This is a genomic window from Enterococcus pallens ATCC BAA-351 (genome assembly GCF_000407485.1).
Lineage (GTDB): Bacteria > Bacillota > Bacilli > Lactobacillales > Enterococcaceae > Enterococcus_A > Enterococcus_A pallens.
In genome coordinates this window covers 536,416-549,765 of record NZ_ASWD01000002.1, presented here as the reverse complement: position 1 = coordinate 549,765, position 13,350 = coordinate 536,416, and the positions used below count along the sequence as shown (strand labels likewise).

The 13,350-nt window shown below is 40.9% G+C and carries 10 protein-coding genes; 9 read left to right on the top strand and 1 reads right to left on the bottom strand.

Annotated features, from left to right (window positions below; genetic code table 11):
* The first annotated feature begins 5 nt into the window (after positions 1-5).
* The 9 genes from I588_RS09185 to gad all read left to right on the top strand — a co-directional run bounded on the left by I588_RS09185 (position 6) and on the right by gad (position 11,610).
* Positions 6-809 carry a PTS mannose/fructose/sorbose/N-acetylgalactosamine transporter subunit IIC gene (locus I588_RS09185; RefSeq protein ID WP_010755311.1) on the top strand — a complete coding sequence of 268 codons (804 nt, stop codon included), beginning with the start codon at positions 6-8 and terminating at the stop codon, positions 807-809.
* Complete coding sequence (locus I588_RS09180; RefSeq protein ID WP_010755312.1) at positions 806-1,633, top strand: PTS system mannose/fructose/sorbose family transporter subunit IID; 828 nt, start codon at positions 806-808, stop codon at positions 1,631-1,633. The genes I588_RS09185 and I588_RS09180 overlap by 4 nt, the downstream gene beginning before the upstream one ends.
* Entirely contained in the window at positions 1,633-2,337 is a 705-nt protein-coding gene (locus I588_RS09175; protein ID WP_010755313.1) for an HAD family hydrolase, read from the top strand. Before I588_RS09180 ends, I588_RS09175 begins: the two co-directional genes overlap by 1 nt.
* Positions 2,338-2,416: 79 nt before the next feature.
* Positions 2,417-4,942: a sigma 54-interacting transcriptional regulator gene (locus tag I588_RS09170; protein ID WP_010755314.1), complete on the top strand. Its 2,526-nt coding sequence runs from the start codon at positions 2,417-2,419 to the stop codon at positions 4,940-4,942.
* Between the two features lie 322 nt (positions 4,943-5,264).
* Positions 5,265-6,284 (top strand): hypothetical protein, encoded by a 1,020-nt coding sequence (locus I588_RS09165; RefSeq protein WP_010755315.1) that lies wholly within the window; start codon positions 5,265-5,267, stop codon positions 6,282-6,284.
* A gap of 214 nt (positions 6,285-6,498) precedes the next feature.
* A complete protein-coding gene (locus I588_RS09160; RefSeq protein ID WP_010755316.1) occupies positions 6,499-7,704 on the top strand; it encodes an MFS transporter in 1,206 nt (401 codons plus the stop codon).
* 141 nt (positions 7,705-7,845) lie between these two features.
* Positions 7,846-8,463: an isochorismatase family protein gene (locus I588_RS09155; RefSeq protein ID WP_010755317.1), complete on the top strand. Its 618-nt coding sequence runs from the start codon at positions 7,846-7,848 to the stop codon at positions 8,461-8,463.
* A gap of 221 nt (positions 8,464-8,684) precedes the next feature.
* Positions 8,685-10,196 (top strand): glutamate/gamma-aminobutyrate antiporter, encoded by a 1,512-nt coding sequence (gadC, locus tag I588_RS09150; RefSeq protein ID WP_010755318.1) that lies wholly within the window; start codon positions 8,685-8,687, stop codon positions 10,194-10,196.
* 13 nt (positions 10,197-10,209) lie between these two features.
* Entirely contained in the window at positions 10,210-11,610 is a 1,401-nt protein-coding gene (gad, locus tag I588_RS09145) for a glutamate decarboxylase (protein WP_010755319.1), read from the top strand.
* 40 nt (positions 11,611-11,650) lie between these two features.
* Here gad and I588_RS09140 read toward each other — a convergent pair whose 3' ends face one another.
* Entirely contained in the window at positions 11,651-13,111 is a 1,461-nt protein-coding gene (locus tag I588_RS09140) for a helix-turn-helix domain-containing protein (RefSeq protein WP_010755320.1), read from the bottom strand.
* Positions 13,112-13,350: the final 239 nt, after the last annotated feature.

The following is a 13,350-nucleotide window of genomic DNA, read 5'->3' as shown; positions in this document are numbered from 1 at the left end:
ATAACATGTTGGTACAAGCAACCATGGCTGCCCTAGCCGTGTTTATCTGTTTTGCAGGTAACTATTTAACTGGACAAAGTATGATGGAACGTCCACTGGTTGTAGGACTAGTCACAGGTATATTAATGGGAGATATGCGCACCGGGATTTTAATGGGCGCCTCTTTAGAAGCAGTATTTTTAGGAAATGTAAATATTGGCGGGGTGATCGCAGCTGAGCCGGTAACAGCGACCACCTTAGCCACAACTTTTGCCATTATTGCGAATGTGGAACAACAAGCGGCTATGACCTTAGCAGTGCCGATTGGGATGTTAGCGGCGTTTGTCGTAATGTTTTTGAAAAATGTTTTTATGAACATCTTTGCTCCAGCATTGGATAAAGCCGCCCGAGAAGACAATCAAAAAATGGTTGTTTTGCTCCATTATGGAACATGGATCATTTATTATCTGATTATCGCTTCGATTTCGTTTATTGGAATTTTGGCAGGAAGTGGACCTGTTAACACTTTTGTGGAGAACATTCCAGAGACTTTGATGAACGGATTAAGTACCGCAGGCGGGTTACTGCCAGCAGTCGGTTTTGCTATGTTGATGAAATTATTATGGGATAATAAACTGGCTGTTTTCTATTTGCTAGGCTTTGTTTTGACTGCCTATATACAGCTACCAGCAGTAGCAGTGGCGGTAATTGGCGTTGTTATCTGTGTCGTTAGTGCTCAACGTGATATTGACCTTCGGAATATCAGAACGCAAGCAGCTCCAACTGCAGCAAATTCGAAGCAAGAGGAAGAGGAGGACTTTTTCGCATGAAATTCCAAGAAAATTTAAGCAAAGAAGATAAAAAAATGATGCGGTCAGTATTTTGGCGCTCATGGACCATGAACGCTAGTCGAACAGGGGCAACGCAATACCATGCGGTGGGCGTAATGTACACGCTGCTGCCAGTCATCAATCGTTTTTATAAAACCAAAGAAGATCGGGCGGATGCATTAGTCCGCCATACAACCTGGTTTAATGCTACTATGCACATCAATAATTTTATCATGGGTTTAGTGGCTTCGATGGAAAAGCAAAACAGCGAAGATCCTAGTTTTGATGACAGCTCCATTACTGCTGTTAAAGCTTCCTTAATGGGTCCTATTTCAGGAATCGGCGACTCCTTTTTCTGGGGTATTCTGCGGGTAATCGCTGCAGGAATCGGGATTTCATTAGCAAGCAGTGGTTCACCTTTAGGAGCCGTTCTTTTCTTACTGATCTACAATATCCCTGCCTTTTTGATTCATTATTACGCGTTGTATAGTGGTTATTCGGTGGGCTCCAGCTTTATTCAGCGTATGTACGAATCTGGTGGGATGCAAATTTTGACCAAAGCCTCCAGCATGCTGGGCTTGATGATGATGGGCAGTATGACGGCTTCCAACGTAAAGTTCAAAACGATTTTGGAAGTCAGCGTTAAGGGCAGTGAAGAAGCTATGAAGATTCAAGATTATTTGGATCAGCTGTTTGTGGGAATTGTACCGTTGACTGTTACTTTACTGGCCTTTTGGTTATTGCGTAAGAAAGTGAACGTTAATGTAGTAATGTTTGGTATTATGTTTTTAGGGATCATCTTAGGTCTGTTGGGGATCAGTTAATGAAAAAGACAGCTATATTTTTTGATGTGGATGATACACTGCTGGATAATCATAATGCCTTTAGACAGACGTTATGTCAGCTGTGGCCAAATTGGCAGGTCAGTCAAGGAGAACTGATGAGACTCTATCAGAAATTTCGTGCAGACAGTGAAACGATTTATGCTCAGGCTCAAACAGAAAAAGCTCACGTATTTCTGTCCAGTCATGAACGATGGGCCCATTTGATAAAGGAGATTGGTGCGTCCGGTGAACAATCACCACAGCAAGCAGACCAGCTTTATCACAAGTATCAGCAGCAAGAAAATTTATCACCAGAATGGGTTCAATTGTTTAAACAGCTGCAAAATCAGACCAGTGTGCAGGTGGGCGTATTTACCAACGGCTTCAAAAAGGTGCAGCAGAAAAAAATCGCGCAACTAAAACTAGCAAACTATTTGGTGCCAGAATGGCTGTTGATTTCAGAAGCTTTCGGGGATGCAAAGCCCAACGTAAGCTGCTTTGAAAAACTGAAGATTTGTTTACCGTCTACCATCGAGCAATTTATTTATCTAGGCGACAGTTATCGCAATGATATTGTTCCCTCACTGGCAGCTGGATGGCAGCCGATTTGGATCAATCGATTTGAGGAAACACGCACGCAAAAAGGTGTAATTGAAGCAACTAGTATACCGGAGGCCGTGAGGCAGCTTCAACAGTTGTTATAGAATAAAATGTCAGCGCAAGCAATCTTTTTTTAAAGAAATGCTTGCGCTCATTCCCATTTTTTAGCTAGGAGGAATAGTTATGCGTTCAGAAACACGGACGTTATTATTAGAAACATTACGAAAAAATCCAGAAGGGCTTACCACTACAGAGGTTGCCGAGAAAGTACAATTGAGCCGATCAGTGACTAGCCTTTACTTAAATGAATTACTGCAAAATGAAGATGTCCATCAACATGGCACTAAGCCGGTTTACTGGCAGTTGGCCGAACAAAGTGCAGCAGTCAATAGTGGACAGGACGTCTTTCAACAATACATCGGCAGCAATGGCAGTTCCAAAGAGGCTATTGATCAATGCAAGGCTGCAGTTCTATATCCTCCATTGGGCTTGCCTTTATTGATTCATGGCAGCAGTGGGGTGGGCAAAAGCTTCTTGGCCCAATTGATCTATCAGTTTCTGAAGGAACAAAAGATGACGGGGACAGAAAACTTCTACATATTTAATTGTGCGGACTATGCCAACAATCCAGAGCTGCTTTCTTCGATTTTGTTTGGGCATACAAAGGGTGCCTTCACTGGAGCTGAAAAGGAGAAAAAGGGGTTGTTAGCTCAGGCCGATCACTCTGTTTTGTTTTTGGATGAGGTCCATCGCTTGTCTCATGAAAACCAAGAGAAGCTTTTCCAGTTTATGGACACTGGACATTTTAGACCGATTGGCGAAGAAGAAAAAGTAGTTGCTTCAGAGGTCCGTTTATTGTTCGCAACCACTGAGGACCCTGAAAAAGTTTTGCTGCCAACTTTTTATCGCCGAATTTCAGTGATTATTGAGCTGCCCTCGTTTCATAAGCGGCCTATTTTTGAACGCTTGGAACTAGTAAAGCATCTTTTTTTGAAGGAAGCGAAACGAATAAAGAAGAATATTCGCATTGACAATGCTACATTCAGTCAGCTGACAGAAAAGGAGCTGCCGGGAAATGTCGGCAGCTTGGCGAATCAGGTTCGGATGCTTTGTGCTGATGCCTTGCGTAAGGACCGCAAAGCTGCTACCTTGAAGATTGGTGATCCTAGCGATTCCACGATATTGTTAAGGTATGATGAAGCAGAAGAAAAAACTGAAGAAGATACGAAGAAAAACATGAACGCTGCTTTTATTCAGTTGATGGAGGAACCAAAGGATTTTTTGGAATTAAAACAGCAGCTGCTACAATTTGATCAGCATTTTCTTGAAGGTATTTTCGACCATAACGATAGTTTGTTCAGCCAGGTATATGAAAGTATTCAGAGACAAAATCGCTTAGTGATTGACAATGAAAAAATGACTAGTGAATTGGTAAAATGTGTCTTACGCTTTTTACTTATTAATCAGAATACCTTGCCGTCAGCATTATTGGAAGATATGGAGCACCAACTGTCCAAAAGCTACCCGCGCACTGTTTTGTTAGCCGACAATTTAACCTGCCACACACCGCCTGAGATTCGCAGCTTTCTGCGGATACTGTTAGCTGTTTTAATGACGGAAAACATTTCAGAGGAAATTCGCTATCAAGCTTTACTGGTGGCCCATGGCAATACGACGGCTTCCAGCATCCAAGCAGTGGCCAATAAGCTGTGTGGAGATTATATATTTGATGCCATCAATATGCCGCTGACTTCTTCTATCCGAGATGTGATCGCTCAGGTAAAAATCTGGCTTTCAGAAAGAGATACTTCTGAAGGCGTCATCATGCTGGTAGATATGGGTTCATTAACGCAACTATACAAGAGCTTGAAGCCGCAGATTTTAGGTGAATTGCTGGTAATTAACAATTTGACGACTTCTTATGCGCTAGAAATTGGACAACAGCTGGTGAATGGTAAGATGTTTTACGAAATAGCCAAAGCAGCTGAGAAGAGCTTTGTCACTAACGTTCAGTATTTTGAGGGATTTGCTGTAGAGAAGAACATCATTATTTCTAGTATTTCAGGAAAAGATGTAGCCAAAAAGATTAAAGCGATCTGTCAAAATTACTTTAATCCGGATATTAAACTGATTGTTTTGAATTTCAATGAATTGATGGGAGCGTTGGATCGTGCCTATTCGGAACAAGGCTATTTAAAGGAGACCGCTTTAATCTTGACTACCTCTTATTTAGATAATAAAACCGAGGTTCCCAGTATTAATTTGCTGAATGTCTTGGATGAGGATGCTGAGAATCAATTTAGCCGTGGTTTAAAAAATTTAGTTCATCCCAATAACGTTCCGGTCTTGCTGAATGAATTTATTCACTTCTTTTCAAAAGAAGGATTGTCTGAGAAGCTGGAATTTTTGAATCCAGATATTATCATTCGCCAGGTGGAGGACATCACGGAAAAATGTGAAAAACGCTTCAGTTTGCAGTTGAGTGCCAAAATGAAGTTCAATTTAACCATGCATTTAGCTTTGATGATTGAGCGGACGATTCTTGGTGCCGAAGACTATCCGGTACCAGAGGACATTTACGAACTCAAGGTAAATAATCGCCCCTTCTACCAAAATGTGAAAAATATCTTTTATACTTTAGAACAATTTTATCGCATTCAAATTTCCGAATGGGAATTGTATATTCTGTACGAAATTTTGATCGGATAAATACAAACGATAAGAGCAGAGTTGAAGAATTCTTTATAACAAAGGAGAATTCTTTGACTCTTTTTTGACTCTATATTTCGTAACGACCTGGTCGCCTTTTTTTTGAAACATAATGTCTTTATCAACAGATAAAAAAACAAAGTACCATTAAAAAAACACCAGTTGCTAAAATAAATAGAATATTTTCTTAAAATACCTATTGAAAAATCTTGTAAGTAAAATTAAAATAGTAAATGTAAGTTACTATTACTACTATTGCTAATAATGAACAATAGCATAGGTCATAATTAATATTAAAAAAAGAGGGTAAGGGGTTGTCAGAATGGGTAAAAATGTTGGGGGAAAAGTAAAGTTAACGAGTCGTCAGTTGTTTACGCTTAAAACGAAAGAAAGAATTTCTGATCGGTTTAAGGCTCATTATAAGGAATATACTGATGCAGCATACATCATTCAGTCTGCGGTGATTGTTCTGGTTCGTAATTTTTTCAGTGAACAGGATTTCTCCGAGGTAGCTAAAGACTTGATTCGTTCGCTGTTTTTGACCAGCAAGGATGACCTTTCGTCTGTCCGCCATTTGTGTGTCTATTTTCAAACTTACTTCAGTCCGCAAGAGTGGGAATTAATTGTTTCCCGCTTATTTAAAAATCAGCAAGAATTTTTAACCATTACCCAGCATACTCGATCACAGATAGATACTTTAGGTCCAGTCCTACATTCTAAGGAACAAACGGCTGACAAAAAACGGATTTTAAAGGCCTCCTTTGAAGATGTGACTGGCAAGCTGCATAACTGGAGTCTAGGAAATGTTGTCCGTCCGCTAACGACTCAAGACCGTAAAGCTGCTTTAGATATTTTAGGTGAGGTAACGATCCTGCAAAAAGAGGATGGTACCCGCAAATTTGTTCGTGTAGTAAAGATGTATTTTGCACTGGATGAACGGGAGCATGATTTTAATACCCGCGATCAAGAAGACCCATTTTTTGAACCGCGGGATAATCAAGAACAAGCAACGAAGCAGGCTTCAAGCAATGAAACTGCATCATCTCAAGCAAGCACAACTTCAACCGCATCACGACCTAATTCGAAGGAAACCGATAAAACCGCTGAATTATCAGCCGAAAAAGCGTCACCGCAAAAGGATGGAACGACGACTGGCAAAACGCAAGCTGAGCTCGCTCGTGAAATAATGGGCGGGCGACTGTCGGATCACCACAAGAAATATCAGACACCTGATTCGTTGCTTAATAAACCAAAGCCCGAAAAAAATTCGGCGATTGAGAAGGCGTTGAGGAAGAATAAGAAGAAAAAAGGCAAGAATCGAAAACGGAATAAGCGAAAATAGCCGAAGGGATGAATAGACAGCAAATAAACAGCTAGAGGCGAAAGTTAGTAAAAAGCGGCTTTCCGGTTCGTTGGTTGTCCAGTTGGCAGAATCTGCTGCCAGCCAAAATTTTTTGATCCTCTGATGAAGGCGATTGTATTCGACTGAAGGTCAAGGTACAATCAAGTCATACACACTTAGGGTGATTTACTGGAGAAGAATTTTGGAGGGCAAGATGAACCGACATGAAAATGCTAAATTAAATTTACAATATATCAGTATGCAGATGCCTTACTGGATGGGGTATTCCGTATTAGGAACCTTTACGTCTGTTTTTCTGCTTTCCCGCCACTTTAATAATGGACAAATTGGCTTGGTGCTGGCGATTGCCAACCTGGTTGCGACGATTTTACAGCCGTTTATTGCTTCCTTTGCTGATCGTATGCAAAAGCTGACCCTGTCTCATCTGGCCGCGGTTATGGCTGTCTTCATTGTTGGCTTTTCGTTGATCCTGATTGTTCTGCCGAGTCAGTTTTTACCGGTAGCCCTCATTTACATTCTGCTTTATACTAGCTTGATTTTGCTGCAGCCAATTACGATTTCAGTCGGCACTTTTTTTATCAGTCGCGGGTATGCCTTGAATTTCGGCGTTGCACGGGGATTAGGATCCTTGGCTTTTGCCGGGGCTTCAGCAGTTACCGGATTGTTAATCGAACGCTATTCTGCGAATGTTATTTTGTTTTTGATGACGGGGATCTTCCTCTTCTTTATTGCGGCCACCTTTTGGATTGATACCCGAAAGACTGCGGGGAAGTACTCAGCTTCGTTAACGGATATCGAAATAACTGCTGATCCAGTGATGCTGGAGGAGCCTAGTAGTTTGCCAGTCTTTATAAAAAAATACAAACGGTTTATGGTCCTATTAGTTGGAGTATCGATGCTGTTTGTTTTTCATACGATTGGGAACAGCTATATGTATCAGATTTTGGCTCCTTTAGGGGGAACGGAAGCAAATGTTGGATCGTCGCTTTCGATTGCGGCGGTTAGTGAATTGCCGACAATGTTCCTGTTTACTTGGCTGCTGACGCGGTTTCGCTGTAAAAGCTTGATTCGGGTGGCGGCTTTCTTTTTCACAGTGAAGGCCGTATTAATGCTGCTTGCCGGAAATATTGCCATGGTCAATGTGGCGCAAAGTCTACAGATGTTTGGCTTTGCTTTGCATACAACGGCCTCCGTGTACTATACCAATCAGATCATTCCTCAAAAGGATTTGATTAAGGGACAAACCTTAATGGCAACTGCCAATACGATTGGCGGAATTGCGGGGTCCTTTTTAGGAGGAGTGCTGTTGAATTTCTTTTCCGTTCAAGCGATGCTGCTGGTAGGCACAATTATCTCAGCTACTGGGACACTGATTGTGTTTTTTGCAGCCGAGGATTAAGAAAAATAATGAATCTAAAATGATAGCGAAATGGCATACCTATAGTAGGAGTCCTTTCGCTTTTTTTGCTTGGTCAGCAGATTGTTCGCCTAAATTATCGTTTCAGAGTATACTGGCCTTACAAAGAAAGGTGGATAAAAAATGACAAGTTATGCAAAACGAACCGACGACCATTTGTTATCTCCAGATAATACTGTATTGACAGTAATCGACTATCAACCAACCCAAATTAATTCGATTAATTCGATGAATCGTTCAGAATTAATCCGCAACGCTGAGATCGTAATTGAATTGGCGAAGCTATACAATATTCCAATCGTCTTATCAACCGTAAACGTTGAAAAAGGCTGGAATACTGACACAATCCCGGTTCTAAAACGAGCAGTTGGCGAAGAGGCCATTTCCTATGACCGTAGTTCCATCAACGCTTGGGAGGACAAGGAATACAATGAAGCGATCAAAGCAACTGGTCGTAAGAAAATTTTGATCTTAGCCTTATGGACAGAAGCCTGCTTAACCTTCCCAACTTTAGATGCCTTGAAGGAAGGCTTTGAAGTTTATCCGGTTGTCGATGCAGTCGGAGGAACCTCGTTGCTTGCCCACGAAACAGCTTTACGTCGTGTAGAACAAGCGGGTGCTCAATTGACTTCGATTGCGCAGCTAGCCTGTGAGCTGCAGCGTGACTGGAATCGTGAAGAAACAACAGATGGTTTTGATGAGCTGATGACGAAGTTCGGTGCTTTTTCAAATCTAAGATAATAGGATGAAGTCGTATCTGATTAGGGTACGGCTTTTTTTGTGTCTGCGTTTTTTCCTGATTTTTTTATTTTGTGAAAATAGAAAATGAAAAAGTTTGGAAAATTACATTCTGAATCCCTGCTATACTTCGTCTTGTAAGAAAAGAGGTGCACAATTAGGAAAAAGGATTTGCTTTTCCTTTAAACAAAAAAAGCAGAAAATTAAGACGAGGAAGTATTGATATGGACAAAAAACAATTATCTCTATTCGGTTTTTTTGCCTTAACGGCTTCAATGGTTTTAACCGTTTATGAGTATCCGACCTTCGCTACTTCTCAGCTGCATTTAGTTTTTTTCTTGTTACTAGGCGGTATTTTGTGGTTTCTGCCGGTGGCCTTGTGTGCAGCGGAAATGGCGACGGTTGAAGGTTGGAAGGATGGCGGGATATTCAGCTGGGTTAGTCAAACCTTAGGTGAACGTTTTGGCTTTGCGGCCATTTTTTTCCAATGGTTTCAGATTACAGTCGGTTTTATTACGATGATCTATTTTATTCTCGGTGCATTATCCTATGTGCTGAATTTCCCGGAATTGAACACAGATCCTTTAATTAAGTACATTGGTGTGCTGGTGATTTTTTGGGGACTGACTTTTTCTCAGCTAGGAGGGACGAAACGCACGGCGAAAATTGCTAAGGCAGGCTTTGTAGTGGGCATTGTCATTCCTTCCATTATTTTGTTTGGTTTAGCGATTGCTTATTTTATTGGTGGTAATCCGATTCAAATGACGATTAGTCCAGAAGCCTTTATTCCAGACTTTTCAAAATTATCGACCTTAGTCGTGTTTGTTTCCTTTATTTTAGCCTATATGGGTGTGGAAGCTTCGGCTTCGCATATTAATGAGTTGGAAAATCCCCAAAGAAATTATCCACTGGCCATGTTTTTGTTGGTTATCTTAGCAATTGCGCTGGATGCCATTGGTGGATTTTCGGTAGCTGCAGTGATTCCCCAAAAGGAATTATCCTTGAGTGCAGGGGTGATTCAAACCTTTGAAACCTTGATTTTACATTTTAATGCCCATTTAGGCTGGGGGGTAAAAATCATTGCTTTGATGATTGCCTTTGGTGTCATGGGAGAAGTGAGCTCATGGGTGGTAGGTCCTTCCAGAGGGATGTTTACAGCAGCTCAAAGAGGGTTGTTGCCTCCATTCTTTCGGAAAACCAATCAGCATGGTGTTCCAGTTCCGTTAATTATGGTGCAAGGAATAATTGTCACTATTTGGGGCGCTGTTCTAACTTTTGGAGGCGGCGGAAATAACCTGTCATTTCTTGTAGCGATTTCGTTAACGGTGGTGATTTATTTAGTAGGCTATTTACTGTTTTTTATTGGTTACTTTGTGTTAATTTTTAAGAAGAAGGATCTTAAGCGCACGTATAATGTTCCTGGTAAAACAGTGGGTAAAACCATTATTGGCGGATTGGGGTTCATTTTATCAATTTTTGCCTTACTGATTTCATTTGTTCCCCCAGCTTCTATAGCTGCAAATGAACATCGAACCTATCAGATTATTTTGTTAATCAGCTTTATTGTCACTGTGCTGCTGCCGTTTATTATTTATGAGCTGCATGATAAGAAACAGCACACAAATTTGGAAGAGCCTGTTCACATGAAGGCAGAAGAGGTCAATCGCTCCGTCTACCCAGCTGCTCGCGGCGAGCATCATATTATTCAAAAAGATGAACATGTTTTAAAACACTAAGGAGGAAGATACAATGTTATACGGAAAAGAAGATCGTGAAGAAGCAGAATATTTGGAACCTATCTTTGGTTCAGAATGTGAAGATGTCGATTTACCCAAATATAAATTGAACAAGGAATCAATGGAACCACGGATTGCCTATCAATTGGTTCAAGATGAAATGTTAGACGAAGGCAATGCTCGCTTAAATTTGGCAACCTTCTGTCAAACCTATATGGAACCAGAAGCAGTTAAGCTAATGAGCCAAACCTTGGAAAAAAATGCGATCGATAAATCAGAATATCCTCGGACCACAGAAATTGAAAACCGTTGTGTCAATATGATTGCCGACTTATGGCATGCCAGCAGTCAAGAAAAATTCATGGGCACCTCGACTATTGGTTCTTCTGAAGCCTGCATGTTAGGCGGAATGGCCATGAAATTCTCTTGGCGCAAACGGGCGAAAAAGCTGGGATTAGATGTGCAAGCTAAAAAGCCTAATTTGGTTATTTCATCAGGCTATCAAGTGTGTTGGGAAAAATTCTGTGTTTACTGGGATGTTGAAATGCGGGAAGTACCAATGGATAAAGATCATATGTCCATTAATCTTGATACTGTAATGGATTATGTAGATGAATACACGATTGGAATTGTAGGGATTCTAGGAATTACTTATACGGGTCGTTACGACAACATCAAAGGCTTGAATGATTTGGTGGAAGCGTACAATAAAAAGACTGACTACAAGGTTTATATTCATGTGGATGCAGCGTCTGGCGGCTTTTATGCACCATTTATCGAACCTGAGTTGGTGTGGGATTTCCAATTGAACAATGTCATTTCGATTAATGCCTCTGGTCACAAGTATGGCTTGGTTTATCCTGGTGTTGGCTGGGTATTATGGCGCGACCAACACTATTTGCCAGAAGAATTGATTTTCAACGTCAGCTACTTAGGAGGAGAAATGCCAACGATGGCAATTAATTTCTCTCACAGTGCTGCTCAATTGATTGGTCAATACTACAACTTTGTTCGTTATGGCTTTGACGGCTATCAAGCAATTCACCAAAGAACACATGATGTGGCGGTATATTTAGCCAAAGCGATTGAAGAAACTGGACTGTTTGAAATTATTAACGATGGCTCACAATTACCATTGGTCTGCTACAAGCTTAAAGAAGATGCTGACCGTGAATGGACGCTGTATGATTTGTCTGACCGCTTGTTGATGAAGGGCTGGCAAGTACCGGCTTATCCATTGCCAAAGGATTTGGATCAATTAGTGATTCAACGTTTGGTTGTCCGAGCTGATTTTGGCATGAATATGGCTTATGATTATGTTCAAGACATGCAGCAAGCAATCGATGATCTGAATAAAGCTCATTTGGTTTATCACCAAAAGAAAGAAGTAAAAACTTACGGCTTTACTCATTAAAAAAACTCCCTCAAAAAGCGATCTTTTGAGGGGAGCTGACTTAACAGTCATTGGCAGATAACCGGCAAACCTGTTGATTCAACTGGGTAATAACGTTGTGCACCGTGTGGAAGGTGATGGGATAAACCTGCGTGTTTTCGGTTTTCAGATCATCCTGGTACAAGGATGTATCGCATAAAATAATCCGTTCGGTACAAAAGAAGGTATCGTCTACCAGCTCAGCCAAGTCGCTGCAAATCATGCTGCTGACTGTGAAATGTTCACTAAGCAATTCCGTCAGCAGCTGATGATAATAAAGAAATTTGAAGTCCGTCGGCGCAGCAATAAACACTTCGATCGTCCCCATCGATTGATCCGTCAGCAAAAGACTGACACTGGTAGTGAATTTTCGAATCAAGTTATCGTTCCAGCGCAGGGCAAGCCCGTGCTCCTTCGTCCATTGTCGAAGAATCTGATCAATGAGGCGATAAAGCTCCCGCTGCTGCGGGTCAAGCAGATAGATTTTTTCTGGTAAAAATAGTTGAGTATCTGCCCAAGTGGATCGAATAAAAGGTAAAAAAGCTTTTTCAAACAGGAGTTGATCCTCTTTAGATAGATTTAATGAAGTGTTTAAACGCTGCGCTAAATTGGCAACTAAAGGATTGTACTGAATGTGATTTTGATAAACTACTTTAAAATCCTTTTGCATCAGCTCCAAGCTGTTGCTTAAATAATTCCGCGAATTGAATAAGGAATACACGTAAAATTGTTCATCCTCCGTCCGGCAAAGTGCAAAGTCAGTTTGCTGCAGACCCGTGTGAATCAATTGAAACAACGGCGTATGCTGAGCCAACTCTTTTTCTTCGGTCGTGAAGAAAACAGGGTTGGTTTTTGCGCGCTGCAAGCCAATCGAGACGCCCAATTGAATTAGCTGTCTTTCTTCTGGTGGATAACTGCGGGAAAAAAAGTGACGTTCAACGTAATCAATTAATTGCTGACAAGCTGACTCTAATGGATGATTCAACGAAGTCAGCTGGTTTTGATTGGTATAACGACTAAGTGCCAACAGCAAATAGCGATAGTCTTTTTCGGGGATGACGACTTCTCCAGCCTCTGTTAAATAATCCATTTCGGCTAAAAACTGCATTAAGTCATTGCGAATGGTATAAACCTTGCTTAAGGAAATAAACGTGTTATCCGCCATAGTTGACCAATTGCGTTCACCAGTCAAATACTGAGCTAAAATAGCTAAAAAATTAGAGCGTTGATAAATTGTTTGTGTCAGTTCCAGGTGCGAACAGGCGGGATCAAAGATGATCCTGCAGCTGTTGCGTGCTTTTTCGACTGTTTGAATCTGAGGCTCTAACAGCTCAACAATTGTATCTAAATCATTGCGAACCGTTACCGGACAGACTTCCAGCTGCTCAGCAACCTCATGAATTTGAATGGTTTTCTTATCGTACAATTGTTCACAAAGATAAACTTGGCGGAAGACATTCTTTTCTATAAAATGCTCCAACATAAAAATCCTCCCTTTTTCCTCTTTTATTATATACCTAGCTATGAAATTTTGAGGTTGCTGAAGCGTTCTCGCTGGAGAAACTAGTTATATTCTTAGAAAGGTAAATAAAATAAACAGTAAAAGATAAAGCAATTGGGTGGAAAAATACAAAGGATGAGAAATAAAGGTTGATTTGAAAATAATACGGTAGGAGGAAATAATGAGCAGACAGGCGTGTGTCGATTAAAATTACCGACAAT